The organism is Streptomyces sp. NPDC044064 (assembly GCF_056434245.1).
The window spans coordinates 101,197-126,131 of sequence record NZ_JBWKFN010000019.1; the positions used below are offsets into that span (position 1 = coordinate 101,197).

Sequence of the window (24,935 nt, forward strand, 5' to 3'; positions counted from 1 at the left end):
CCCCATGACCGAGACGGACACGCAGATCCAGCCGAGGAAGACGGGCCTGACGCGCCGCCAGAAGCGCAGGCTTTCGCGCGCGACGCAGTACGCCGTCTTCGTCGCCGCCGTGGCCGCGTTCGCGGCCGCGGCGGACTGGGGACGGCTGAAGAACCAGTTCGCGCAGGCCCACATCGCCGAGCAGATGTTCCCGGACGTCATCACGGTGGCGCTCAAGAACACCGTGCTGTACACCCTGTCCGGCTTCGTCGTGGGCCTCGCGCTCGGCATGGTCGTCGCCCTGATGCGGCTGTCCTCCGTGGGGCCGTACCGCTGGGTCGCCGGCATCTACATCGAGATCTTCCGCGGCCTGCCCGCCCTGCTGATCTTCATCTTCGTCGGCGTCGGCGTGCCACTGGCCTTCCCGGACATCCAGTACCCCGGCGGCACCTACGGCAAGGTCGCGGTCGCCCTCGGCCTGGTCTCCGCCGCGTACATGGCGGAGACGATCCGCGCCGGAATCCAGGCGGTGCCCAAGGGGCAGATGGAGGCGGCCCGTTCCCTGGGCTTCTCGCCCACCCGGGCCATGATCTCCATCATCATCCCGCAGGCCTTCCGGATCATCCTGCCGCCGCTGACCAACGAGCTGGTCCTGCTCTTCAAGGACTCCTCGCTGGTGCTGTTCCTCGGCGTCACCCTGGAGGAGCGCGAGCTGTCCAAGTTCGGCAACGACCTGGCCAGTACGACCGCCAACTCCACCCCGATCCTGGTCGCGGGTCTGTGCTACCTGCTCATCACCATCCCGCTCGGCTTCGTCGTGCGCCGCATGGAGTCCGGTTCCAAGGAGGCGATCCGATGAGCCGCCCGGAGATCCGCGTCCAGGGCCTGCACAAGTCCTTCGGCGACAACCACGTCCTGCGCGGCATCGACCTGGAGATCGGCCAGGGCGAGGTCGTCTGCGTCATCGGCCCCTCCGGGTCCGGCAAGTCGACGCTGCTGCGGTGTGTGAACCTCCTGGAGGAGCCGGGTCAGGGCCAGGTCTTCGTCGGCGGCACCGAGATCACCGACCCGGACGTCGACATCGACGCCGCCCGCCGCCGCATCGGCATGGTCTTCCAGCAGTTCAACCTCTTCCCGCACCTGACCGTCACCGAGAACCTCACGCTCCCGCAGCGCCGGGTCCTCAAGCGGGACAAGGCCACGGCCGCGAGGACCGCCGCCGAGAACCTCGCCCGGGTCGGCCTGTCCGAGAAGGCGGACGCCTACCCGTCCTCCCTCTCCGGCGGCCAGCAGCAGCGCGTGGCCATCGCCCGCGCGCTGGCGATGGGCCCCGAGGTGATGCTCTTCGACGAGCCGACCTCGGCGCTCGACCCGGAGCTGGTCGGCGACGTCCTCGCCGTCATGCGCATGCTCGCCACCGAGGGCATGACCATGATGGTCGTCACCCACGAGATGACCTTCGCCCGCGAGGTCGCCGACCGGGTCGTCTTCATGGACGGCGGCGTGATCGTCGAGGACGGCAGCCCCGACCAGGTCATCGGCAGCCCCCGCCACGAGCGCACCCGCCACTTCCTCTCCCGTCTGCTCGACCCGGCGATGGCCGAGGTGGAGGAGGCGGCCCCGGACCGGGCGGGCAAGGCCGAGTCGTAGGTCACTGTCAGGACCGGGTCCCGGCTCACTAAGGTGCGGTGCATGAGCGATCACGCGGTGCTGCACGTGAAGGGCCGGGTCCTGGTGGGCCCCGAGGACGTCCGCGACGAGCTGTGGGTGGTCGGCGGGCGCGTCTGCCACGACCGCCCCGCCGGGGCCCGGGACGTCCGGACCGTCGAGGGCTGGGCGCTGCCCGGCCTGGTCGACGCGCACTGCCACGTCGGACTCGGCGCGGACGGCCCGGTGGACGCGGACACCGCCGAGAAGCAGGCGCTGACCGACCGGGAGACCGGCACCCTGCTGATCCGCGACGCGGGCTCGCCCTCCGACACCCGCTGGGTCGACGACCGCGACGACCTCCCGAAGATCATCCGGGCCGGCCGGCACATCGCCCGCACCCGCCGGTACATGAGGAGCTACGCCCACGAGATCGAGCCGGACGAACTCGTCGCGTACGTCGCGCAGGAGGCCCGGCGCGGCGACGGCTGGGTCAAGCTGGTCGGCGACTGGATCGACCGCGACCTCGGTGACCTCTCCGCCTGCTGGCCGCGCGAGGCGGTGGAGGCGGCCATCGCCGAGGCCCACCGGCTCGGCGCCCGCGTCACCGCGCACTGCTTCGCCGAGAGTTCGCTGCGCGACCTGGTGGAGGCGGGCATCGACTGCATCGAGCACGCCACGGGCCTCACCGAGGACCTGATCCCGCTCTTCGCCGAGCGCGGTGTGGCGATCGTGCCGACCCTCGTCAACATCGCCACCTTCCCGCAGCTCGCGGCGGGCGGCGAGACCAAGTACCCGCGCTGGTCGGCCCATATGCGCCGGCTGCACGAGCGCCGCTACGACACCGTGCGCGGCGCCTACGACGCCGGTATCCCGGTGTACGTCGGCACGGACGCGGGCGGCTCTCTGGCCCATGGCCTGGTGGCGGGCGAGGTCTCCGAACTCGTCGCCGCGGGCATCCCGCCGGTCGCGGCCCTGTCGGCCACCAGCTGGGGGGCCCGGGCCTGGCTGGGCCGCCCCGGTCTGGAGGAGGGTGCACCGGCCGACCTGGTGGTGTACGAGTCCGACCCGCGGGCGGACGTACGGGTGCTGGCGGCGCCGCGCCGGGTGGTGCTCAACGGGACCGTGGTCGAGTAAGGGAACGCGTGTGCCCGGTGATTCGAAGAGGCGTGCGGAATATCCACGTTTGAGTGAAGTAACTCTGGATAGCTGACCGTTCACCCACAGTGCGTACAAGGTTGACGGGTCCCAAGCAAGTTCCGTCTGGGGGTCCCACCGCCTTGAACAGCAACAACTTCCGTATGCCCGCACGCCGTCTCGCCACGGTCGCGACGGTCACCGCCCTGGCCGCAGGTCCCGCGGTCCTGGGCGCGGGCGCCGCGCACGCGACCACCGGCCACGGTCGCGCCTTCGCCGTCGTGCTCCGGACCGGGCTCGACGTGTCCCTGCTCAACAAGACCGTGAACGTCCCGCTCGCGGTCACCCTCAACGAGGTCCAGGCGCCCCGGAGCGCCGACAGAACCGTGCTCTCCGCCCGGCTCGACGGCGTGAACGGCGGCAAGCCGTTCACGGTCCTCGGCGCGGACGTCGCCGCGGCCAGGGCCACGGTGGACAAGAAGCTCGCCGAGGGCTCGGTCCGCGTCGTCCACGCCAAGGTGCACGTCCCGGGCCTGCCCCTGCTCTCCCTCGTGGAGGTCGACACGGTCACCGCGAAGGCGACCTGCGCGGTCGGCAAGCGGCCCGTCGCCTCCGCCGACGTCCTCGGCGCGGTCACGGTCCTCGGCAAGCGGGTCACGCTGACCGCGGGCGGCCCGACCGAGGTGAAGGTGCCCGGCGTCGGCGAGGTCCGCCTCGACCTCTCCCGGCACACGACCACGACCCGCACGGCAGCCGCGACGGCCCTCGAACTCAAGGTCTCCGTCAACCCGCTGAAGCTCAACGTGGCCGACGTGGCAGGAACGATCACTCTGGCCAGGGCCACCTGCGAGTCCCCGATGGCCCCGCCCACCGGACACCCGGCCCCGAACCACGACCCGGCGACCGACGTGAAGCCCCAGGGCGCCCGCGCCGACCTGGCCGAGACGGGCGGCAGCGCGACGACGCCGTACATCGCGGGCGGCGCGCTGGCGCTGCTGCTGGTGGGCGGGGGAGCGGTGACGGTGGCCCGGCGCCGGAAGAGCTGACGGACCCCTGGCGGGGTCAGCCCAGTGCCCGCTCCAGCCCCGCCAGGAATCCGTTCACCGTGGCCCTGTCCCGTACGGCCATGCGTATCCAGTCGGCGTCCAGCCCGGGAAACGTGTCCCCGCGCCGCACCGCGTATCCCAGCTCACGCAGTCGCCGGCGTACCGCGGCGGCGTCCGGCACGTGCACCAGCACGAACGGTCCTTCGGCGGGACCGGCCACCCGCACACCCCGGTCGGCGAAGGCGGAAAGCCCCGCCACCAGATGGGCCCGGTCCGCCGAGACCCGGTGGGCCGCGTGTGCCGCCTCGGCCAGTGCCCGCGGCGCCACGCACGCCTGCGCCGCGGCCAGTGCCGGTGTCGACACCGGCCACAGCGGCTGGGCCCGCTCCAGCTCGGTGATCGTCTCCGGCGCGGCCAGTACGTAGCCGATGCGCAGCCCGGCCAGGCCCCAGGTCTTGGTCAGGCTGCGCAGCACGACCAGGCCGGGTACGTCGGTCCGCCCGGCCAGCGCCTCGCGCTCGCCGGGCACCGCGTCCATGAACGCCTCGTCGACGACCAGCGTCCGCCCAGGGCGGGCGAGTCCGGCGATCGTGGCGGCCGGGTGCAGGACCGACGTCGGATTGGTCGGGTTCCCGATCACGACCAGGTCGGCGTCCTCGGGGACGGCCGCCGGGTCCAGCCGGAAGCCGTCCCTCTCGCGCAGCAGCACCCGGTCCACGGTGTGCCCCGCATCCCGCAGCGCCGCCTCCGGCTCCGTGAACTGCGGGTGCACGACGACCGGCCGGCGCACCTTCAGCGCCCGCGCCAGCAGCACGAACGCCTCCGCCGCCCCGGCCGTCAGCAGCACCCGCTCCACCGGCAGCCCGTGCCGCGCCGCCACCGCCGCCCGCGCGGCCCGCCCGTCCGGGTAGGCCGCGAGCGACGACAGCGACCCGGCGATCTGCTCCCGCAGCCACGTCGGAGGCGTGTCCGCGCGGACGTTGACCGCGAGGTCGACCAGCGCGGCCCCGTCGTCACGGACCTCGGCGTCCCCGTGATGCCGCAGATCGTGCCCGGTGTCGTCAGTGTGCATGGCTGTGCGTGTGCCCCCCGTGATGGTGGTGCCCGTGCCCGTGGTGGTGGCCGTCGTCGTCCGGGTGGAAGTGCGGCTGCTGCGGCAGTCCCACCTTGTCCTCGAAGCCCGGCAGTGCGATCCGGTACACGCAGGAGTCGCAGTTCATCCGGAGGTCGCCCTTGACGGCCTCCTCGTACCGCTCCATCACCAGATCCAGCAGCTCGGGCTCGGGTCCGATGACGTCCGCCGAGCGCACCTCGACCTCCGGGTGGGCGGCCGCCCAGCCCTCGGTCTGCTGCCGCACCCGGTCCGGCAGGATGCCGGTGAACAGGAAGTAGGGGAGGACGACGATCCGCTTCGCCCCCAGCTTCGCGCACCGGTCGAGACCGCTCGGCACGTCCGGCGCCGCCAGCGACACGAACGCCGTCTCCACACCGGCGTAGCCGCGCCCCTCCCACAGCAGCCGGGCCGCCTTGCACACCTCGGCGTTGGCGTCCGGGTCGGTGGAGCCCCGGCCCACCAGCAGCACGGTCACGCCGGCCCGGTCCTCGGGCGTACGGGCCGTGCCCCCGAGGGCCTCGTCCAGCCGCCGCTCCAGCACGTTCAGCAGCGACGGGTGCGGTCCGAGCGGACGGCCGTAGGTGTACGAGATCCCGGGGTGCCGCTCCTTCTCGCGGGCCAGCGCGGCCGGGATGTCCCCCTTGGCGTGGCCGGCGGACACCAGCATCAGCGGCACGGCAGCGAACCGGCGCACGCCTCGCTCGACCAGGTCGGTGACGGCCTCGCCCAGCGGCGGCGGGGACAGCTCGATGAAACCGCCCGCGACGGGCAGTTCGGGGTGGCGGCGGCCCAGCTCGCGTACGAAGTCGCGGAACGCCTCGGCTCCGGCCTCGTCCCGGGTGCCGTGGCCGGCGATGAGCAGGGCGGGCGGCGGGGTGGTCACGGCTTCTCCTCGGTGGAAATCGGGTGGTACAGCAGGGCGTTGAGCGCGGCGGCGGCGACCGCCGAGCCGCCCTTCTCGGACACGTTGCTCACGGCGGGCAGCCCGCTCGCCCGCAACGCCTCCTTGGACTCGGCCGCGCCGACGAAGCCGACGGGCAGGCCGATGACGAGCGCGGGCGAGGCGTCCAGGGTCAGCAGCTCCTCCAGGGCGGTCGGCGCACAGCCGATCACCCACAGGGCGCCGGGCCCGACCTCCTCGTACGCGAGCCGGATGGCGTGGGCGGAACGGGTGAGCCCCGGCCCGGCCGCGGCGTCCTTCAGCCGGCACACGGTCTCCCGGCGGGTGATGCCGGCCGCGACCATCTCCACGTCCACGACGACGGGCGCCCCGGCGTGCAGCGCGGCATGCGCCTTCACCAGGTCGCTCTCGTCCGTGACGAGGTCGGTCGCGTACTCCAGGTCGGCGGCGGAGTGGATGACCCGCTCCACCACCGCCCGGGTCAGCGGCGGGAAGTGCGAGGTGTCCAGCCGGGCGCGCAGCCGGCGGAAGGACTCCTGCTCGATGGGATGGACCACACGGGCCACGGGGTTCACCGGGCGCCCTCCTCCGTGCTCACCTGAGTGCTCTCCTGCCAGCGGTAGCCGCGCGGGGTCACCATGCGCCCCGCGATGTCCCGGGTCGCGGTGTTGCCCACGGTCACGACCGTCATCATGTCGACCGTCGCCGGGTCGAGTGCGGCCAGCGTCGTCAGCCGGCTCGACTGGTCCGGCCGCGAGGCGTTGCGTACGACACCGACGGGCGTCGTCGGCTCCCGGTGCCCGGCGAGGATCGCGAGCGCCTCGGGCAGCTGCCAGTCGCGGCCCCGGGAGCGCGGGTTGTAGAAGGTGACCACGATGTCGGCCTCGGCCGCAGCCCGCACCCGCCGCTCGATGACCTCCCACGGCGTGTGCAGGTCGGACAGGCTGATCGACACGTGGTCGTGGCCCAGCGGCGCACCCAGGACGGCCCCGGCGGCCAGCGCGGCCGTCACACCGGGCACACCGACCACGTCGATGTCGTCGGACGCCTCGGCGAGTGCGGGGGAGGCCATGGCGTACACGCCCGCGTCCCCGCTGCCGATCAGCGCCACCGCATGCCCCTTGCGGGCCTCGGCGACCGCCGTGCGGGCCCGCTCCTCCTCGGCGCCGAGCCCCGACTCCAGCACCCGGGTGCCGGGCGGCAGCAGGTCGCGGATCTGGTCGACGTACTGGTCGAGGCCCACCAGCACGGACGCCCGCCGCAGCTCCGCCGCCGCGCGCGGGGTGAGCAGGTCCCGGGCGCCGGGGCCGAGCCCGACCACCGCGAGCCGCCCGCGCCCGGGGCGCCGTACGACGGCACAGGTCGCCATGGCCGGCTGCCCGTCGGCACGCTCGGACTTCCGCTTGGGCACGAGGAGTTCACCGCCGCGCACCAGCGCCGCCGCCTCGGCGACGGAGGGGGTGCCGACGGCCGCGAGCGGGGCGTTGGACGGGTTGGGCACCCGCACGGCCGCCAGCTCCTCGGCCGGGTACGTCACCAGCGGCACCCCCAGCCGCCCGGCGGCCGCGACGATGCCGGGCTCTTCCGACTTGGCGTCCACGGTGGCGAGTTCGGCCACCGACTGCGGCGAGAGACCCGCCTCCCGCAACGCGTCCTCGACCAGCCCGAGCACCTCCTCGGCCGGTGCGCCCTTGGAGGCGCCGACCCCGACCACCAGGGACGGCGGCCGGAGCAGCACCTCCCGCTCGCCCGGTTCGACGGCGCGGTCCGTGAGCCGGACGGTGTACGACCCCTGCGGCGAGGTCGGCAGCGGGGGCAGCGGCCACGGCATCTCGGCCTCCAGGGCGACGGGTTCGCCGTCCAGCAGAGCCCGGGACACCGTGGCGACCGAGCCCTCGAACGGGAACCCGAGGGTGTCGAGACCCGGCAGCCCCACGGCGTCCGTCGCGGTCGTCACGACCGGCTCCGCGCCCAGCAACGCGCCCACCTCACGGGCGAGTTCGTTGGCGCCGCCGCCGTGCCCGCCGACCAGCGACACCGCGAAGCGGCCGCCCTCGTCCACGCACACCACACCCGGGTCCGCCGCCTTGTCGCCGAGCAGCGGCGCGAGCAGCCGTACCGTCGCGCCCGTCGCCAGGAAGCACACCAGCTGCCCGCACTCCGCGAACGCGGCCCGGACGGCCTCCCCGACGGGACCGTCGTACACCCGCGTACGGTCCGGCCAGGCCGCGGCCAGCCGGTCGCGTGCCGCCGCCCCCGCCGCGGTGGCGGAAATGAGGCCGATCACTGAGCAACTCCTTCACTAGACGCCGGGGTTCTGACGCCCCACAGCAGGAAAACGGGATTGGCCGCCGCGAGCCGGGTCACGTCACCCGGCAGCGGAGCCAGCCGCGACGACTGCAACAGCACTCCGTCGCAGGTGAAACCGGCACTCGTCAGCGCCTGACGCGCCGCCGGCACCCGGTCCAGCGCCGCCAGGGCGACGACGACGGTCCGTCGCGCCCGCCGCGCGCACGCGCCGACGACGGCGGGCAGTTCACGTCCGCCGCCGCCGACGAACACCGCGTCGGGATCGTCGAGTTCACCGAGCACGTCCGGTGCCGAGCCGTGCACCACCCGGACGTCGACCCGGTGCGCCCGTGCGTTGGCGTGGATCCGCTCGACCCCGTCCGGGCTCTTCTCGACGGCCACGACGGCCGCGCCGAGCCGCGCGCACTCCACGGCGACCGAACCCGAACCCGCGCCGACGTCCCACACCAGGTCGCCCAGGCGCGGCCCGAGCCGGGCCAGCGCCAGCGCCCGCACCTCGAACTTGGTGATCATCGAGTCGCGGTGCGCGAAGTCGCTCTCGTCCAGCGCCCACCGGTCCGGCTGAGCGGGCACTCCGGCGACGGTGCGCAGCCCGCCCGGCGCCCGGGTCTCGTCCAGGCACAGCACCACGCTCACCGCCGTACCCCAGTCCCGGGCAGCGGCCTCGGCGGGCGTCACCCGCTCCACCCGCTCGCGCTCCGGATCGCCGAGCGCGCTCGCCACGACGAGGACCCGGCCGTCGCCGAGCGCGGCGCCCAGCTCGGCCGGACCGGCACCGGGCCCGGTCAGCACGGCCACCTTCGGGTGCGCCCGGCACACGTTGACGGCCGTGCGCAGGTCACGGCCGTGCGCGCTCACCACGACCGCGTCGTCCCACGGCAGCCCGATCCGCGCGAACGCCGCCGCCACCGACGACACCCCGGGCCGCACGTCCAGCAACCCGGTCCCGAACCGCTCGGCCAGCACCCGCACGATCCCGAAGAACCCGGGATCCCCGGAGGCCAGCACGACCACCGGCAGCTCCTTGCCGACGTACTCCGCGATCGTCTCCAGGGCGGGCGCCAGCGGCCCGAGCACGATCCGCTCCGCGCCCTCGGGCAGCCGTACGGCGTCCAGATGGCGCCGCCCGCCGACGACCAGAGCGGCACCGGTGAGGACGTCCGCGGGAACCGGCGCCCCCGTCCCCGTACCGACCACCGTGATCAACTGTTCGCACCCCGCTCGCGCAGCGCCCGCCGCGCCTCGGGGTCCGCCTTGCGGTACCCGTGGAAGTGACCGGGGTGGTACAGGTGCGAACGCGTCCCGTGGGCGTCCAGCGCCGGGCCGACCAGGAAGAGCGTGTGCTTCCAGAGCTTGTGCTCCTTGACCGTCTCCTCCAGGGTGTTGATCGTGCACTTCACGACCAGCTCCTCCGGCCAGGTCGCCTGGTAGGCGATGACCACGGGGGTGTCCGTGGGGTAGCCGCCCTCAAGCAGCTCCCGCACCAGCTGGCCGCTGCGCGCCGCCGACAGGAAGATCGCCATGGTGGTGCCGTGCCGGGCGAACTCGCGCACCTCCTCGCCGGGCGGCATCGGCGTCTTGCCGCCGCCGAGCCGGGTCAGCACCACGGACTGGGCGACCTCCGGGATGGTCAGCTCGCGCTGTGCGAGGGCGGCGACGGCGGAGAAGGACGAGACACCCGGCACGATCTCGGTCTCGATCCCGATCTCGGCGCACCGGTCCAGCTGCTCCTGCGTGCCGCCCCACAGCGCCGGGTCGCCGGAGTGGATCCGCGCGACCTTCAGGCCCTCGGTCAGGGCCCGCCGGTAGACGGCCACGACGTCCTCCAGGGACATGGTCGCCGAGTCCAGGATCTCCGCGTCCGCGCGCGCGTGCTCGAGCACCTCCGCCTGGACCAGGCTCGCCGCCCAGATCACCACGTCGGCCTCGGCGATCGCGTGTGCGGCGCGGAACGTCAGCAGGTCGGCGGCGCCGGGGCCGGCACCGACGAACGTCACCTTGCCGGTGGGAGCATCGGCCATGGGAAGGGGTCCTCTCGTGCGGGAGTGCGAGTTGAAATCGGGGGATATGTCAGGGTCTGGTGGCATGCGGAAGGCGCCGGATGTGCGCGAAGGCGCCTTCATCGGATAGCAAGGGCCTATGGCGGTCTTTGTCGCGCTCGGCGCGTTCCTGATGACGCTGGCCGGCGGCTGGACGGCACAGCGCGTGACCGACCGTCGCCACCTGGTCCTGGGTCTGGCCGGCGGTCTGATGCTGGGTGTGGTCGGCCTGGACCTGCTGCCGGAGGCGCTGCACGCCGCCGACCGCGAGATCTTCGGCGTACCCGCGGCGCTGCTGCTGTTCGTGGCCGGTTTCCTGCTGGCCCACCTGGTGGAGCGCACGCTGGCGGCGCGCCAGGCGTCGCACGGGGGCGACGAGCACAACCACCGCGCGCCCGAGGTGGGCCTGACGGCGGCCGCCGCGATGGTCGGCCACAGCGCGATGGACGGGGTGGCCATCGGCGCGGCCTTCCAGGTGGGCGGCGGCATGGGTGCCTCCGTCGCGCTCGCCGTGATCGCGCACGACTTCGCCGACGGCTTCAACACCTTCACGATCACGAGCCTGTACGGCAACGCGCGGCGCCGGGCGATAGGCATGCTCGTCGCCGACGCCTTCGCACCCGTCGTGGGCGCGCTGTCGACCGCGTTCCTCCACATCCCCGAACCGCTGCTCGGCGGCTATCTCGGCCTCTTCGGCGGCGTCCTGCTCTATCTCGCCGCGGCCGAGATCCTCCCCGAGGCCCACCACGAGCACCCCGCCCGCTCCACCCTGCTGTGCACGGTGGCCGGCGTGGCCTTCATCTGGCTGGTGGTCGGCATCTCCGGCGGCTGACCGCAGCGCCCTCACAGCTTTCCGCCCCGCCCGCCGTCCCGCCGCGGCGGCGCGATCAGCGTCGACAGGTACGGCAACGGCTCCCCGTCCAGCTCGGCGGCCGCCCGCACCGACTCCTCCGGCAGCCCGAGCGCCGAGCCCCACACGGCGTCCCCGATCCGCCCGGTCTCCCGCAGCACCTCGGCGACCTCGGCGGCCTGTCGCCCGAACTTGTACGCCACGACGGTCCCCGGCCCGGCCAGCGCCTCCTTGAGCACCGCCGAGCCCGCCGTCACCGGCACGAGCGTCAGCGGTTCGGTGCCCTCGGTCAGCACCGCCCCGGACCTGGCCGCCAGATCCTGCATGGCGGTGATCCCGGGCACGGTCTCCACCGCGACACCCGGCACCAGCTCCGTGATCGTCTGCGCGAGATACGTGAACGTCGAGTACACGTTCGGATCCCCGATGGTCGCGAAGGCGACGGACCCGTGCCGCCGCAGCAGCCCGGCGACCTGCTCGCCCGCCGCGTCCCAGGCGGCCTCCCGCCGCGCCCGGTCGGTCCGCTCGTTCAGCGCGAACACCACCCGGACGACCTTCTCCGCGGGCACGTAGTGCAACACGGTCGCCTCGGCCCGCCCGGGCTCCCCGCCGTCCTTCCCGTCGGCCGCGGCCATCACGGGTACGACGACGACGTCCGCCGCGCGCAGCGCGTTGACCCCCTTGACGGTCACCAGCTCCGGATCACCGGGACCGACCCCGACACCGACCAGCCTGCTGCTCATGACGTCCGGCACCTCTCCACGAACCGACGGGCCACACCGGGCTCGGACGCCCAGTGCGTGTGCAGATAACTCGCGTGCACGCCCTGCTGTACGAAACCTTCGACCCGTCGCACCGGGGTGCGCACCCCCCAGGCGGGCGCGGGCCCCGCCCCGGGCTCGACGAGAGTGCGGTGGAACTCGTGCCCCCGCATCCGCGTTCCCGCGACGGCCAGCACACTGTCCCCGACGGCGACCGCGTCCCGGTACCCCAGAGTGAGCCGTTCACTCATCCGCGCGGTGGCGTCCAGCACCCCGCACATGGGCTTGCCGTCCAACTCCCGGCAGAGATAGAGCAGCCCGGCACACTCGGCGGCGACGGGAGCACCCCGCTCCGCGAGTGCGGCGACGGCCTTGCGAAGGGGTTCGTTGGCGGACAGCTCGGCGGCGTACACCTCGGGGAAACCGCCCCCGATGACCAACCCGGCTGTACCTTCGGGCAGTTGCTCGTCCCGGAGCGGATCGAAGGTGACCACTTCGGCACCGGCCGCGGTCAGCAGCTCGGTGTGCTCGGCGTAGGAGAAGGTGAACGCTTCCCCGCCGGCGACGGCAACCACGGGCCCTGGCTTTTCAGCCGACCAGGTCGGGTGGTCGTGGGTGGGCAGGCCGGGGGTCCACGGGGCGGAGCCCCCTGGCAACGGACCGGCGGAACGTGCCAACGCCTCCAGCGCGGCCAGGTCGCACCCTCGAGCCACCTGCGCCGCCATGGCTCCGACGGAGCCGACCGCCGCGGAGTGCCGCTCGGCAACCGGCACCAGCCCCAGATGCCGGGAAGGCGTGTCCACCTGAGCAGCCCGCCGCAGCACACCCAGCACCGGCACCCCGGCCGCGTCCAACGCGTCCCGCAGCAGTTCCTCGTGCCGGTCGGAGCCCACCTTGTTCAGGATCACGCCCCCGATCCGCACCTCCGGATCCCAGGAGGCGAACCCGTGCACCAGCGCAGCCACCGACCGCGACTGTGACGACGCGTCCACGACCAGCACCACCGGCGCCCGCAACAACTTCGCGACATGAGCCGTGGACGCGAGTTCCCCCTCGCCCGCGGCCCCGTCGTACAGCCCCATCACACCCTCGACGACCGCGAGGTCACACCCGGACGCCCCGTGCAGGAACAGCGGAGCGACCAGCTCGGGGCCGCACAGGTAGGCGTCCAGGTTGCGCCCCACCCGCCCGGTCGCGAGCGCGTGATACCCGGGGTCGATGTAGTCGGGCCCGACCTTGTGCGCGGACACGGCGAGCCCCCGCGCGGCGAACGCGGCCATCAGCCCCGTGGCGACGGTGGTCTTGCCGCTGCCGGACGACGGCGCGGCAATGACCAGCCGGGGAACGAACGTCACCACTCGATGCCCTTCTGGCCCTTCTGCCCCGCGTCCATCGGGTGCTTGACCTTGGACATGTCGGTGACGAGGTCGGCGAACTCCACCAGCTTCTCGGGCGCGTTACGGCCGGTGATCACCACATGCTGGGTACCCGGCCGGCTCCGCAGGACGTCCACGACCTCGTCCGTGTCCACCCACCCCCAGTGCATCGGGTAGGCGAACTCGTCCAGCACGTACAGCCGGTAGGTCTCGGCCGCCAGGTCCCGCTTGACCTGCTCCCAGCCCTCCCGGGCCTTCTCCTCGTTGTCCATCTGGGCATCCCGTTGGACCCAGGACCAGCCCTCGCCCATCTTGTGCCAGTCGACGGTGCCGCCCTCACCGGAGGCACCGAGCACGCGCAGCGCGTTCTCCTCGCCGACCTTCCACTTCGCCGACTTGACGAACTGGAACACCCCGATCGGCCACCCCTGGTTCCAGGCGCGCAGCGCGAGCCCGAAGGCCGCGGTCGACTTGCCCTTGCCGATGCCCGTGTGCACGACGACCAGCGGACGGTTGCGCCGCTGCCGGGTCGTCAGCCCGTCGTCCGGTACCACATTCGGCTGCCCCTGCGGCATTACGCGGCCCTCCTCGAAGTCCCGTGCGTCCCCTGCACATCCCTGACCAGCCCGGCGATCGATTCGGCCCGCAGCTCGTCCAGCGTGACGGCCGTACCGCCCAGCTCACCCGCGAGCTGCCCGGCGAGCCCGAGCCGCACCGGCCCCGACTCGCAGTCCACGACCACCGAGGCGACGCCCTCGGCCGCGAACAGCCGGGCCGCCCTCCCCGCCAGCGCGACGGGCTCCGGGCCACCGGTGGCCCGCCCGTCGGTCACGACCACGACCAGCGCCCGCCGCGCCGGATCCCGCAGCCGCTCCACCCGCAGCACCTCGTGCGCCTTGAGCAGCCCCGCCGCCAGCGGCGTACGGCCGCCCGTCGGCAGCGACTCCAGCCGGGCCGCCGCGGCGTCCACCGACGAGGTCGGCGGCAGGGCCACATCCGCCGCCGCGCCCCGGAAGGTCACCAGACCCACCTTGTCCCGCCGCTGGTAGGCGTCCAGCAGCAGGGACAGCACGGCACCCTTCACGGCGCTCATCCGCTGCCGTGCCGCCATCGACCCGGACGCGTCGACCACGAACAGCACGAGGTTCCCCTCGCGCCCCTCCCGCGTCGCCTGCCGCAGATCGTCCCGCCGCAGCACCAGCCCGGGCCCGGACCGCCCGCGCGCCCGCTGGTGCGGGGCCGCGGCCAGCACGGTCGCCGCCAGGTGCAGCTTGGTGAGCGTGCCGCGCGGCCGCCGGGCCCCGGTGGTCCGCCCGTGCTCGGTCCGCGCGCGCGAGCGCCGCCCGGCGGCACCCTCGCCGATCCCGGGCACGCTCAGCACCTTCGTACGGAACGGCTCGGCGGCCCGTACGGCCTGCTGCTCCTGTGCGCCGGAGGCCTGCGGCTGCCCGCCCTCATCGGCCTCGGGTCGCGCGGCGGTGTCGCCGCCGCCCTGCGGACCGCCGTCGGACTGCGGCGGCTGCCCACCGCCCCCGCCGGGGCCGTCGGGGTCGGGGTCGGGGTCCTCGTCGTCCGAGCCGCCGAACTCCTCCAGGGTCTCGTCCAGCTTGTCCTCGTCGAGACCCGGCGCGTCGAACGGATTGCGCCGGCGCCGGTGCGGCAGCGCCAGCAGCGCCGCCTGCCGCACGTCCTCGGCGAGCACGTCCGTCCGCCCGGCCCAGGCGGCCAGTGCGGTCGCCGTACGCGCCATGACGATGTCGGCACGCATGCCGTCCACCTCGAAGGCCGCGCAGGTCGCCGCGATCTGCCGCAGCGCCCCGTCGCCCAGCCGCACCTGCGGCAGCAGCCGGCGCGCGGCCACGATCCGGGCCCGTACGGCGGCCTCCTCGTCGGCCCACCGGGCGGCGAAGCCCGCCGGGTCGTCGTCGTAGGCGAGCCGCCGCCGTACGACCTCCACCCGCTGGTCGGGCTCCCGCGAGGCCGCGACCTCCACGGTCAGCCCGAACCGGTCGAGCAGCTGCGGCCGCAGCTCGCCCTCCTCCGGGTTCATGGTGCCGACGAGCAGGAACCGGGCCGCGTGCCGCACCGAGATGCCCTCGCGCTCGACGTAGGACGCGCCCATCGCCGCCGCGTCCAGCAGCAGATCGACCAGGTGGTCGTGGAGCAGGTTGACCTCGTCGACGTAGAGGATCCCGCGGTGCGCGTCGGCCAGCAGGCCCGGCTCGAAAGCCTTCACGCCCTCCGCCAGCGCCCGCTCGATGTCCAGCGCGCCCACCAGCCGGTCCTCGGAGGCGCCGACGGGCAGCTCGACCATCCGCGCGGGCCGCGCCGCACCGGCCCCGGCCTCGTGCGGGCCGTCCGGGCAGGACGGGTCCGGCGCCGCCGGGTCACAGGAGAAACGGCATCCGGCGACCACGGACACCTTGGGCAGCAGCGCCGAAAGGGCCCGTACGGCCGTCGACTTGGCGGTGCCCTTCTCGCCGCGCACCAGCACACCGCCGACCGCCGGCGACACGGCGTTCAGCAGCAGCGCGAGCCGCAGGTCGTCCTGGCCGACGACGGCCGTGAACGGAAACGGGGTACTCACTTCTCGTCGCCCTCCAAGTCGCCTTCGAGCTCCAGGTAGGTGGCGCGCAGCCGCTCCAGCGTTTCCGCGTCCGGCTCGGCCCACAGTCCGCGGTCCGCCGCCTCGAGCAGCCGCTCGGTGACCCCGCGCAGCGCCCACGGGTTGGACTTCTTCATGAAGTCCCGGTTCTCCGGGTCGAAGACGTACTCCGCGCTGAGCTTCTCGTACATCCAGTCGTCGACCACGCCCGCCGTCGCGTCGTAGCCGAACAGGTAGTCCACGGTCGCCGCCATCTCGAAGGCGCCCTTGTAGCCGTGCCGGCGCATCGCCGCCATCCAGCGCGGGTTGACCACCCGCGCACGGAAGACGCGGTGCGTCTCCTCGCCGAGCGTGCGGGTCTTCACCTGGTCGGGCACGGCGCTGTCACCCACGTAGGCCTCGGGGTTGGCGCCGGTCAGGTGACGGACCATGGCGACCATGCCGCCGTGGTACTGGAAGTAGTCATCGGCGTCGACCAGATCGTGCTCGCGGGTGTCGACGTTCTTCGCGGCGACCGCGATCCGCTTGAACGCGGTCTCCATGTCCCCGCGCGCCGCCCGCCCGTCGAGCCCGCGCCCGTACGCGTAGCCGCCCCACACCGCGTACACCTCGGCGAGGTCGGCGTCGGAGCGCCAGTTGCGCGCGTCGATCAGCGGCAGCAGACCGGCACCGTACGCGCCCGGCTTGGAGCCGAAGACCCGGGCCGTGGCGCGCCGCCGGTCACCGTGCTCGGCGGTGTCCTCGTCGGCGTGGGCCTTCACGAAGTTCTGCCCGGCCGGCTCGTCCAGCTCGGCCACCGCCCGCACCGCGTCGTCGATCAGCCCGACCACATGCGGGAACGCGTCCCGGAAGAAGCCGGAGATGCGGACCGTGACGTCGATGCGCGGCCGCCCCAGCTCGGCCAGGGGAATCACCTCGAACCCCGTCACCCGGCGCGAGGCCTCGTCCCACACCGGGCGGCAGCCCAGCAGCGCCAGGATCTCGGCGATGTCGTCGCCCTGGGTGCGCATCGCCGAGGTGCCCCACACCGTGAGGCCGACGGACTTCGGGTACTCGCCCGTGTCCTGCAGATACCGCTGCACCAGCGAGTCGGCGAGCGACTGGCCGACCTCCCAGCTCAGCCGGGAGGGAATGGCCTTGGGGTCGACCGAGTAGAAGTTGCGGCCGGTCGGCAGCACGTTGACCAGACCGCGGGTGGGGGAGCCGGAGGGACCCGCGGGCACGTAACCGCCGTCCAGCGCCCGCAGGATGTGCCCGATCTCGTCGGTCGTGCGGGCGAGCCGGGGGACCACCTCGGTGCACGCGAACTCCAGTACCGCGACCGCGTCCGGGAGTTCGGTGCCGAGGACCTCACGGATGAGCGGCACGCTCTCGGCGACCGCCCAGTCGCGGGCCTCCATGCCCTCCGCGATCCGCCGGCACAGCTGCTCCAGCAGATCGATCGCGTCGGCGGCCGTACGGGACGGGCCTTCCACGAGGTCCGTCAGCTCGACCGGCACCTTCACCGGCGCGCCCGGTTCGGCGAGCAACTCCTTCTCGACGAGCCCGAAGTACTCGGCCAGCGAGGCCCGCAGCCCCGGCAGCGCGTTCGCCTGCCCGCCCCACACCTGCGAGGCGCGCAGCACGGCGAGGACCAGGTTCACGCGCGGCTCGCCGACCGGACCGCCGCCCAGGATGTGCAGCCCGTCCCTGATCTGCACGTCCTTGATCTCGCACAGATAGCCGTCGATGTGCATGACGAACTCGTCGAAGTCGTCGTCCTCCGGCTGCTCGTCCACATGCAGGTCGTGGTGCAGCTCGGCCGCCTTGACCAGCGTCCAGATCTGGGCCCGCACGGCCGGTGCCTTCGCCGGGTCCAGGTCGGAGACGAGCGCGTACTCGTCCAGCAGCTGCTCCAGCTTGGCCAGGTCGCCGTAGGTGTCGGCACGGGCCATCGGCGGCACCAGGTGGTCGACCACCGTGGCGTGCCCGCGCCGCTTGGCCTGCGTGCCCTCGCCGGGGTCGTTGACGATGAACGGGTAGATGAGGGGCAGCTCGCCGAGGACGGCGTCCGGGGCGCAACGGGCGCTCAGACCGAGCCCCTTGCCCGGCAGCCACTCCATCGTGCCGTGCTTGCCCATGTGCACGATCGCGTCGGCGCCGAAGCTGTTGTCGAGCCAGCGGTAGGCCGCCATGTAGTGGTGCGACGGCGGCATGTCGGGGTCGTGGTAGATCGCGATCGGGTTCTCGCCGAAGCCGCGCGGCGGCTGGATCATCACGACGACGTTCCCGAACTGCAGGGACGCGAGCACGATCTCGTCCCCGTCGACGTACAGGCTGCCCGGCGGCTCGCCCCACGCCTCCAGCATCGCGTCCCGCAGCTCCGGGTCGAGCTTGTCGAACCACGCCCGGTAGTCGGCGAGCGGCACCCGCGCCGGGGCGGCGGCCAGCTGCTCCTCGGTGAGCCACTCGACGTCGTGCCCGCCGGCCTCGATCAGCCGGTGGATCAACTCGTCGCCGTCGTCCGGGTACGTGGTGAGCCCGTACCCCGCTTCCTTCAGGGCGTCCAGGACGCGCACCGCCGACGCGGGCGTGTCCAGGCCGACCGCGTTGCCGACCCGGGAGTGCTTGGTCGGGTACGCGGTGAAGACCAGCGCGATCTTCTTGTCCGCGTTCGGCCTGTGCTTCAACTGCGCGTGCCGTACGGCGATCCCGGCCACCCGCGACGCCCGCTCGGGGTCGGCGACGTACACCGGGACCTCGTCCGGCCCCTGCTCCTTGAAGGAGAACGGCACCGTGACGAGCCGGCCGTCGAACTCCGGGATCGCGACCTGCATCGCCGCGTCCATGGGGGAGAGGGCGGCGTCCGACTCGTCCCAGGCGGCCCGCGAGGAGGTGAGGCACAGGCCCTGCAGCACCGGGACGTTCAGGTCGGCGAGCGCCCCGATGTCCCAGGACTCCTCGTCGCCGCCCGCCGAGGCCTGCGAGGCGTGCGTACCGCCGGCCGCCAGGACGGTGGCGACCAGGGCGTCGGCCTGCCCCAGCAGCTCGTACAGCCCGGCGTCCGCGCCGCGCAGCGAACCGCAGTACACGGGCAGGGCGTTGGCCCCCCGCGCCTCGATCGCCTCGCACAGCGTGTCCACGAAGGCGGTGTTGCCGCTCAGTTCGTGCGCCCGGTAGAAGAGGACGCCCACGGTCGGCCGGCCGTCCCGGATCTCGTACGAGCCGTGCAGGCCGTACTCGGGCATCTTCCGCGGCTCTTCGAAGCCCTCGCCGGTCAGCAGCACGGTGTCGGACAGGAACCGGGCCAGCTCGGTCAGGTTCGCGGGCCCGCCCTCGACCAGGTACTTCAGGGCCTCCGCCACGACACCCGCCGGTACGGACGACTCGGCCATCAGCTCGGCGTCCGGCACGGTCTCGCCGCCGAGCAGCACGGTCGGCACGCCGGACGCCCGGAGCGCGGCCAGCCCGTCCTCCCAGGCGCGCTTGCCGCCCAGCAGCCGCACGACGGCGATGTCCGCGCCCTCGACGAGGCCCGGCAGCTCCTCCGCGACGTCCACCCGGGTCGGGTTCCCGATCCGGTAGCCGGCGCCGGAGGCCCGGGCCGCCAGCAGATCGGTGTCGGCGGTCGACAACAACAACACTGTGCTCATGCGGGCGCTCCCGGTGGAATGAAAGGCAGTCCTTGCGGCGCGCCCGACTCGATGAGCCGCCAGAGCGCGTCCGTGTCCGCGTGCTGTTCGATCAGGTCGCCGAGCCGGTCGAGCTGCTCCTCGCGCAGCGCGGCGAACGAGGTGTCGGGGGCCGGTACGAAGCGGCGCCCCGCGGCGGCCGCCACCTCGCGCAGGAAGGCCCGCCGGAAACCGTCCGACTCCAGCGAGCCGTGCCAGTGCGTGCCCCAGGTCTGACCGACCCGGCAGCCGTCCAGGCTCTGTCCTGCGCCGTCGGAGATGAACGGCTCCCCGCCCTCGACGGAGGCGATGCCGTGGTGGATCTCGTAGCCTTCGACCCGCTCCCCGAGGGCTTCCCCGGTCGGCCGGGTGAGGGTCTTCTCGCGGGCGAACCGCACCCGCACGGGGAGCACTCCGAGGCCCGGGACACTGCCGGCGCGCGACTCGACCTCGTCCTCGATGTGCTCGCCGAGGATCTGGAAGCCGCCGCAGACGCCGAGGACCGGGCGTCCCTCCGCGGCCCTTCTGACGAGGGCGTCCGCGAGACCCCGCTCGCGCAGCCAGGCGAGCGCCCGGACCGTACCCCGGGTCCCAGGGATCACCACGAGGTCGGCGTCCGCCAGCTCCTCCGGCCGGTCCACGAACCGCACGACGACGCCCGGTTCGGCGGCCAGCGAGTCCACGTCCGTGAAGTTGGACATGAGCGGGACCGCGCAGACGGCGACCCGCAGCACGTCCTCGCCGACGGGCGGGGCGGTGTTCGACTCCCGCACGGTTCCGCGCAGGGAGACACGGAGCCCGTCCTCCTCGTCGATGCCGAGCCCGTGCCGGAACGGCAGCACGCCGTAGGTGTGCCGCCCGGTGAGCCCGTGCAGCATGTCCAACCCCGGCTCCAGCAGGCCGACATCACCCCGGAACTTGTTGACCAGGAACCCGGCGACCAGCTCCTGGTCCTCCCGGGACAGCAGCGCGACGGTCCCGAAGAAGGAGGCGAACACGCCTCCGCGGTCGATGTCGCCCACCACCAGCACGGGCAGCCGCGCGTTGCGCGCGATCCCCATGTTCACGATGTCGGTGCGCCGCAGATTGATCTCCGCGGGCGAACCGGCCCCCTCACAGATCACCGCGTCATACGTGCCCCGCAACTCGGCAAGACAGTCCAGCACCGTGCCGAGCAGCCGCTGCTGGCGCCCCCCGTGGTACCCGCGCGCGCTCAGCTCGCCCACCGGCTTGCCGAGCAGCACGACCTGGCTGCTCTGCTCGCCACCGGGCTTGAGCAGCACGGGATTCATCAGCGCGGTCGGCTCGACACGGCAGGCCTGGGCCTGCATGGCCTGAGCCCGTCCGATCTCGGCGCCCTCCCGGGTCACGAACGAGTTGAGGGACATGTTCTGCGCCTTGAACGGCGCGACCTTGACGCCCCGGCGCACCAGCCACCGGCAGATACCTGCCGTCACGACGCTCTTGCCGGCGTCGGAGGTGGTGCCGGCCACGAGGAGACCACCGTTCACTTCCCACGTCCCTTCACGATTCGGCGCGCGGCGACCGTGACGCCGAGCGCGAGCAGGCCGACCCGGCGGGAGAGCCGTACGGCCCGGTCGATGTCGGTGACCCGGACGGCCCGCCCGGTGTCCCCGTTGAGCAGGGGCCGGTGTTCGACGCGCCCGCCGTAGGAGAGCGTCCCGCCCAGCCGCACGCCGAGGGCACCCGCGAACGAGGCCTCGACGGGCCCGGCGTTGGGACTCGGGTGCCTGCGGGCGTCGGCCCGCCAGGCCCGCACGGCGCCGCGGGGGTCCGGTCCGGCAGCGGCGGCGAGCACGGCGGTCAGCCGCGCCCCCGGCCAGCCGGCGAGGTCGTCGAGCCGGGCGGAGGCCCAGCCGTAGCGCCGGAAGCGGACCGACCTGTGGCCCACCATCGCGTCCAGGGTGTTGACGGCCCGGAACCCGAGCAGCCCCGGTACCCCGCCCACGGCACCCCAGACGAGCGCGCCCACGACGGCGTCCGACGTGTTCTCGGCGACGGACTCGACCACGGCCCGGGCGATCCCGTCGGCGTCGAGGGCCTGCGGGTCCCGTCCGCACAGATGCGGCAGCCGCGCCCGGGCCGCCTCGACGTCCCCGGCCTCCAGCGCACGCCCGACGGTCCGTGCCTCCCGGGCGAGCGAAGTACCCCCGACCACGGCCCAGGTGGCGGCGGCGGTCAGCGCGACGGAAGCGACGGGGGAACGGCGCACGGCTCGCTCGGCCACGGCCCCCAGCGCGACGGCGCCTCCGGCGCACACGGCGGTGTGCAGCGCACCCCAGCCGCGGTGGTCGTGCCACAGCGCGCGCTCCACGGCGGCGGCAGCCCGCCCGAACGCGGCGACCGGATGCCCACGGCGCGGATCACCGAGGACCAGGTCGCCGACGAGGCCGGCGGCGGCGCCGTACGCGTAGAAGCGATCGGCACCCATCGGCTCAGCCGGCCGTGGGGGCAGGCAGGGCCTGGTTACTGAACCTCAATCGGCAGCCGCGCATGGCGATATGTCCTCACTCAGGGTGTCCACGCCCTGGTTCGACTAGACCGGCGGTGAGAGTTCCTGGCTCCCGGGGGTGTTCTTCCCCGGTGACAGTGGCGGGACCGCGCCGGATTCGCACCGGCTTCCTCTCTGCCGCCGTACATGGCCCGGGCAGTCCACCACGCGCCCGGAAGGGCCGTCAACTTGCCTTTGACCTGGGATGCCGGACTGTGCTGAGGCCCACATCGCCGGCACGCCGGGCGGCACCGCGAGGCCGGGTCGCGGTGAATTCAGTTCCCTCGGGCGGCAATCGGGGATCCCGCCCGTGCTCACGGACCGTCACCACCCGCACGGGTGCATAGGTCTTGTACGGGGTCCAACGGTCATCGGAGGGGACACACCGTGGCGTACATGGGCGAGATGCTGCCGGGCGACGGCCGGGTGGTGCTGCCGGAGCCTGCGGACATGCGGACATGCGTCCGCCCTGTCGTTCCCGCTGAAGCGGTACCGACAGGGCGGACGATGTGGACTACGGCGTCAGGGCTTCGCCACGATCAGATAGATCCCGTACGCCACCGCAGCGGCACAGGCCGCGAAGCACACGTACGCACCGGTCACGGCCAGCGCGGCGGACCCGCCCTGCTCCGTGGCCTTCTCGCGGCGCGACAGGCCGTTGACGCCGAGGGTGAACAGGGCCACCAGGCCCACCGTGAACGCGAGGCTGACGCCGAAGACGGAGCCGAGGGCCGCCCAGTCGATCTTCATGGGGATGCTTCCTTCAGTTTCCGGGCGGTCAGACTGCGGCGGCCGGCGGAGCCGCCGGAGCCGGTTCGGTGGTGGCCTGAGCCGGGATCGTGGCCGACAGGTCCTCGGCGACCGTGCCCGTGGGCGGCGGGATCACCGCGGCGATGGCGGTGGTCACCACACCGGCCGGCTCCACCGTGTCGTCGACGACGTTGGTGTGGTCGACGACCTCGCGGCGGGAGATCTTCCAGATCGCGGCGCTGGCGCCGACCAGGAAGACGGCGACGGCCGCGGTGCCCCAGTCACCCAGGTCCGTGACGGACTCGGCGCCCGCGCCGACCAGCGCGGCGGCCGGCAGGGTCAGCGCCCAGGCGATGAACATGCGGGTCGCGGTGGACCAGCGGACCACACCGCCCCTGCGGCCCAGACCAGCGCCCATCACCGAGCCGGAGACGACGTGGGTGGTGGAGAGGGAGAAGCCGAGGTGCGAGGAGGCCAGGATGGCCGTGGCCGCGCTGGTCTGGGCGGCGAAGCCCTGTCGCGGCTCGAGGTCGGTCAGGCCCTTGCCCATGGTGCGGATGATGCGCCAGCCGCCGATGTAGGTGCCGAGCGCGATGGCCAGACCCGCGGAGAGGATGACCCAGGTGGGAGGGTTGGAGCCGGGGGCGATGGCACCGCCCGCGATGAGGGCGAGGGTGATGATGCCCATCGTCTTCTGCGCGTCGTTGGTGCCGTGGGCGAGGGAGACCAGACCGGCGGAGGCGATCTGACCGGCGCGGTAGCCCTTGCGGGTGGCCTCGCCCTCGGCGTTCTTGCCGATGCCGTAGGAGAAGCGGGTGGCCAGCATCGCGGCGAGACCCGCGACGATCGGCGCGGCGACCGCCGGGAGCAGCACCTTGGTGACCAGTACGTCACTGTGGACGGCACCGAAGCCCGCGGAGGCGACGGTGGCGCCGATCAGGCCGCCCATCAGGGCGTGCGAGGAGCTGGACGGCAGTCCCACCAGCCAGGTCAGCAGGTTCCAGAGGATCGCGCCGACCAGGGCGGCGAATATGACCTCGGGACGGATGCCGTTCTCATCGACAAGGCCCTTGGAGATCGTGTTGGCGACCTCCACGGAGAGGAAAGCGCCTACAAGGTTGAGGGCGGCGGACATGACCACCGCGACCTTGGGCTTGAGCGCACCGGTCGAGATGGTGGTGGCCATCGCGTTGGCGGTGTCATGAAAACCGTTCGTGAAATCGAACGCGAGTGCGGTTACCACCACAATCGCGAGGATCAGCGAGAAGTTTTCCATTTACCCAGGCAATCGTTCGAGGTCATTGGCTGTTGGACCGTAGGCAACCTGGGTGAACGGAAGGTGAACTGGGGCGGGCGTCAGGGTGTCATCAAGGGATGGCTGGAATTTCGTTCGAGTCGGGACTCCAGGCGCCCCTTGGCTACCAGCCCCGCGCGAAGGCCCGCAGCCGGCTCGGCGGCCCGTTGAAGAGATTCTGGTCACCCGGCAGACCGCCCTCGGTGCCGAACTGCCAGAAGGTCCAGTGCGTCCAGCCGCCCGGCAGTTCTCCCGGGTCCGACGTGCCGTGCCGGGCGATCCACAGGGGATGGTCGGCCGCGAAGGCGCGGCTGTCGCCGGTGCAGGCCTCCCACCAGTGCGCGGTGGTGTAGATGACCGGGCGCCGGCCGGTCTCCCGCTCGACCTCGTCGCTGAAGGAGCGGATCCAGTCGACCATCCGCTCCCGGTCCAGCCCGTAGCACTTGTGCTCGTCGTCGTACGGGTTGTACTCGATGTCGAGCGCGGGCGGCAGCGTCCAGCCGTCCGCCCGCCAGTCCCCGCCGTGCTGCACGAAGTACGCGGCCTGCTCGGCGCCCGAGGAGCGGTCCGGCCGGGCGAAGTGGTACGCGCCCCGGACCAGGCCCGCCTCGCGCGCGCCCTCGTACTGCCGGTCGAAGTAGGGGTTGCGGTAGCTCGTGGCCTCGGTCGCCTTGATGTAGGTGAACCGTGCGCCGTCCGACCGGGCGGCGGGGAAGTCGACGTGCTTCTGGTGGGACGACACGTCGTGGCCCCGGAGGGGGCCCACGGCGGACGCCGGTGACCCGGCTGCCACGGCCTGGGTGCCCGAGAGGGCGAGCGCGGCGGTGGCGGCAGCGAGAACGCCCGCGCGGCGACGGGTGCGGGAGGCGGTGCGAGCACGAGGCATGTGTCCCCCTGGAGTGGCGGTGGAACGTCGGCCGGCGAGTAAGGAGGATCATTGAATGCCTGATGATCACTTGAAGCA

General features: G+C 73.2%; 21 protein-coding genes and 1 riboswitch. Of the genes, 5 read left to right on the forward strand and 16 right to left on the reverse strand.

Annotation, left to right across the window (positions count from 1 at the left end; genetic code table 11):
- Positions 1 to 4: 4 nt before the first annotated feature.
- The 4 genes from AC07DS_RS28765 (at position 5) to AC07DS_RS28780 (ending at position 3,809) form a co-directional block, all read left to right on the forward strand.
- Positions 5 to 838 carry an amino acid ABC transporter permease gene (locus AC07DS_RS28765; protein ID WP_479149872.1) on the forward strand — a complete coding sequence of 278 codons (834 nt, stop codon included), beginning with the start codon at positions 5 to 7 and terminating at the stop codon, positions 836 to 838.
- Positions 835 to 1,629, forward strand: coding sequence for an amino acid ABC transporter ATP-binding protein (locus AC07DS_RS28770; protein ID WP_479149874.1), 795 nt, complete (start codon positions 835 to 837; stop codon positions 1,627 to 1,629). The genes AC07DS_RS28765 and AC07DS_RS28770 overlap by 4 nt, the downstream gene beginning before the upstream one ends.
- 42 nt (positions 1,630 to 1,671) lie before the next feature.
- Positions 1,672 to 2,763, forward strand: coding sequence for an amidohydrolase family protein (locus tag AC07DS_RS28775; RefSeq protein ID WP_479149876.1), 1,092 nt, complete (start codon positions 1,672 to 1,674; stop codon positions 2,761 to 2,763).
- A gap of 143 nt (positions 2,764 to 2,906) precedes the next feature.
- Positions 2,907 to 3,809, forward strand: coding sequence for an SCO1860 family LAETG-anchored protein (locus AC07DS_RS28780; protein ID WP_479149878.1), 903 nt, complete (start codon positions 2,907 to 2,909; stop codon positions 3,807 to 3,809).
- A gap of 16 nt (positions 3,810 to 3,825) precedes the next feature.
- Here the strand turns inward: AC07DS_RS28780 and cobC are convergent, their stop codons facing one another.
- Genes cobC through cobM form a run of 6 tightly spaced genes read right to left on the reverse strand, consistent with a single transcriptional unit; the run spans position 3,826 to position 10,155 of the window.
- Entirely contained in the window at positions 3,826 to 4,881 is a 1,056-nt protein-coding gene (gene cobC, locus AC07DS_RS28785; protein WP_479149880.1) for an Rv2231c family pyridoxal phosphate-dependent protein CobC, read from the reverse strand.
- Positions 4,871 to 5,806, reverse strand: a complete 936-nt coding sequence (locus tag AC07DS_RS28790) for a sirohydrochlorin chelatase (protein WP_145874776.1) — start codon at positions 5,804 to 5,806, stop codon at positions 4,871 to 4,873. Before AC07DS_RS28790 ends, cobC begins: the two co-directional genes overlap by 11 nt.
- A complete protein-coding gene (locus AC07DS_RS28795) occupies positions 5,803 to 6,390 on the reverse strand; it encodes a precorrin-8X methylmutase (protein ID WP_145875651.1) in 588 nt (195 codons plus the stop codon). The genes AC07DS_RS28790 and AC07DS_RS28795 overlap by 4 nt, the downstream gene beginning before the upstream one ends.
- A 5-nt stretch (positions 6,391 to 6,395) precedes the next feature.
- Positions 6,396 to 8,111: a precorrin-3B C(17)-methyltransferase gene (gene cobJ / locus AC07DS_RS28800; protein WP_479149882.1), complete on the reverse strand. Its 1,716-nt coding sequence runs from the start codon at positions 8,109 to 8,111 to the stop codon at positions 6,396 to 6,398.
- Positions 8,108 to 9,340: a precorrin-6y C5,15-methyltransferase (decarboxylating) subunit CbiE gene (gene cbiE / locus AC07DS_RS28805; protein WP_479149884.1), complete on the reverse strand. Its 1,233-nt coding sequence runs from the start codon at positions 9,338 to 9,340 to the stop codon at positions 8,108 to 8,110. The genes cobJ and cbiE overlap by 4 nt, the downstream gene beginning before the upstream one ends.
- Positions 9,337 to 10,155, reverse strand: a complete 819-nt coding sequence (gene cobM, locus AC07DS_RS28810) for a precorrin-4 C(11)-methyltransferase (protein ID WP_479149886.1) — start codon at positions 10,153 to 10,155, stop codon at positions 9,337 to 9,339. The genes cbiE and cobM overlap by 4 nt, the downstream gene beginning before the upstream one ends.
- A 118-nt stretch (positions 10,156 to 10,273) precedes the next feature.
- On the opposite strand from cobM, the gene AC07DS_RS28815 reads away from it, so the two are divergent.
- Positions 10,274 to 11,005 (forward strand): ZIP family metal transporter, encoded by a 732-nt coding sequence (locus AC07DS_RS28815; RefSeq protein WP_479149888.1) that lies wholly within the window; start codon positions 10,274 to 10,276, stop codon positions 11,003 to 11,005.
- An 11-nt stretch (positions 11,006 to 11,016) separates the two neighbouring features.
- Here the strand turns inward: AC07DS_RS28815 and cobI are convergent, their stop codons facing one another.
- From cobI to AC07DS_RS28865, 10 genes are all read right to left on the reverse strand, one after another.
- Positions 11,017 to 11,766: a precorrin-2 C(20)-methyltransferase gene (gene cobI, locus AC07DS_RS28820; RefSeq protein WP_479149890.1), complete on the reverse strand. Its 750-nt coding sequence runs from the start codon at positions 11,764 to 11,766 to the stop codon at positions 11,017 to 11,019.
- The gene (locus AC07DS_RS28825) at positions 11,763 to 13,142 is read right to left on the reverse strand and encodes a cobyrinate a,c-diamide synthase (protein ID WP_479149891.1); all 1,380 of its coding nucleotides are present in this window, start codon (positions 13,140 to 13,142) and stop codon (positions 11,763 to 11,765) included. The genes cobI and AC07DS_RS28825 overlap by 4 nt, the downstream gene beginning before the upstream one ends.
- A complete protein-coding gene (gene cobO / locus AC07DS_RS28830) occupies positions 13,136 to 13,735 on the reverse strand; it encodes a cob(I)yrinic acid a,c-diamide adenosyltransferase (protein ID WP_479149893.1) in 600 nt (199 codons plus the stop codon). The genes AC07DS_RS28825 and cobO overlap by 7 nt, the downstream gene beginning before the upstream one ends.
- Positions 13,735 to 15,747: a putative cobaltochelatase gene (locus AC07DS_RS28835; RefSeq protein ID WP_479149895.1), complete on the reverse strand. Its 2,013-nt coding sequence runs from the start codon at positions 15,745 to 15,747 to the stop codon at positions 13,735 to 13,737. Before AC07DS_RS28835 ends, cobO begins: the two co-directional genes overlap by 1 nt.
- Complete coding sequence (cobN, locus tag AC07DS_RS28840) at positions 15,744 to 19,397, reverse strand: cobaltochelatase subunit CobN (protein WP_479149896.1); 3,654 nt, start codon at positions 19,395 to 19,397, stop codon at positions 15,744 to 15,746. The genes AC07DS_RS28835 and cobN overlap by 4 nt, the downstream gene beginning before the upstream one ends.
- On the reverse strand, positions 19,394 to 20,926 hold the full coding sequence (locus AC07DS_RS28845; RefSeq protein WP_479149898.1) for a cobyric acid synthase: 1,533 nt from the start codon (positions 20,924 to 20,926) through the stop codon (positions 19,394 to 19,396). The genes cobN and AC07DS_RS28845 overlap by 4 nt, the downstream gene beginning before the upstream one ends.
- On the reverse strand, positions 20,923 to 21,867 hold the full coding sequence (locus tag AC07DS_RS28850) for a cobalamin biosynthesis protein (protein ID WP_479149900.1): 945 nt from the start codon (positions 21,865 to 21,867) through the stop codon (positions 20,923 to 20,925). Before AC07DS_RS28850 ends, AC07DS_RS28845 begins: the two co-directional genes overlap by 4 nt.
- A 101-nt stretch (positions 21,868 to 21,968) precedes the next feature.
- Positions 21,969 to 22,108: riboswitch (cobalamin riboswitch) on the reverse strand.
- 341 nt (positions 22,109 to 22,449) lie between these two features.
- Positions 22,450 to 22,677, reverse strand: a complete 228-nt coding sequence (locus AC07DS_RS28855; RefSeq protein WP_145874756.1) for a hypothetical protein — start codon at positions 22,675 to 22,677, stop codon at positions 22,450 to 22,452.
- 28 nt (positions 22,678 to 22,705) lie between these two features.
- On the reverse strand, positions 22,706 to 23,953 hold the full coding sequence (locus AC07DS_RS28860; protein WP_479149902.1) for an inorganic phosphate transporter: 1,248 nt from the start codon (positions 23,951 to 23,953) through the stop codon (positions 22,706 to 22,708).
- 142 nt (positions 23,954 to 24,095) lie between these two features.
- Positions 24,096 to 24,857: a lysozyme gene (locus AC07DS_RS28865; RefSeq protein ID WP_479149903.1), complete on the reverse strand. Its 762-nt coding sequence runs from the start codon at positions 24,855 to 24,857 to the stop codon at positions 24,096 to 24,098.
- Between the last annotated feature and the right edge of the window lie 78 nt (positions 24,858 to 24,935).

Coding starts and splice junctions, on each gene's coding strand:
- AC07DS_RS28765 (WP_479149872.1), top strand. CDS start 5: ATGACCGAGACGGACACGCAGATCCAGCCGAGGAAGACGGGCCTGACG.
- AC07DS_RS28770 (WP_479149874.1), top strand. CDS start 835: ATGAGCCGCCCGGAGATCCGCGTCCAGGGCCTGCACAAGTCCTTCGGC.
- AC07DS_RS28775 (WP_479149876.1), top strand. CDS start 1,672: ATGAGCGATCACGCGGTGCTGCACGTGAAGGGCCGGGTCCTGGTGGGC.
- cobC (WP_479149880.1), bottom strand. CDS start 4,881: ATGCACACTGACGACACCGGGCACGATCTGCGGCATCACGGGGACGCC.
- cobM (WP_479149886.1), bottom strand. CDS start 10,155: ATGGCCGATGCTCCCACCGGCAAGGTGACGTTCGTCGGTGCCGGCCCC.
- AC07DS_RS28815 (WP_479149888.1), top strand. CDS start 10,274: ATGGCGGTCTTTGTCGCGCTCGGCGCGTTCCTGATGACGCTGGCCGGC.
- cobI (WP_479149890.1), bottom strand. CDS start 11,766: ATGAGCAGCAGGCTGGTCGGTGTCGGGGTCGGTCCCGGTGATCCGGAG.
- cobO (WP_479149893.1), bottom strand. CDS start 13,735: ATGCCGCAGGGGCAGCCGAATGTGGTACCGGACGACGGGCTGACGACC.
- cobN (WP_479149896.1), bottom strand. CDS start 19,397: ATGAGCACAGTGTTGTTGTTGTCGACCGCCGACACCGATCTGCTGGCG.
- AC07DS_RS28850 (WP_479149900.1), bottom strand. CDS start 21,867: ATGGGTGCCGATCGCTTCTACGCGTACGGCGCCGCCGCCGGCCTCGTC.
- AC07DS_RS28855 (WP_145874756.1), bottom strand. CDS start 22,677: ATGAAGATCGACTGGGCGGCCCTCGGCTCCGTCTTCGGCGTCAGCCTC.
- AC07DS_RS28860 (WP_479149902.1), bottom strand. CDS start 23,953: ATGGAAAACTTCTCGCTGATCCTCGCGATTGTGGTGGTAACCGCACTC.
- AC07DS_RS28865 (WP_479149903.1), bottom strand. CDS start 24,857: ATGCCTCGTGCTCGCACCGCCTCCCGCACCCGTCGCCGCGCGGGCGTT.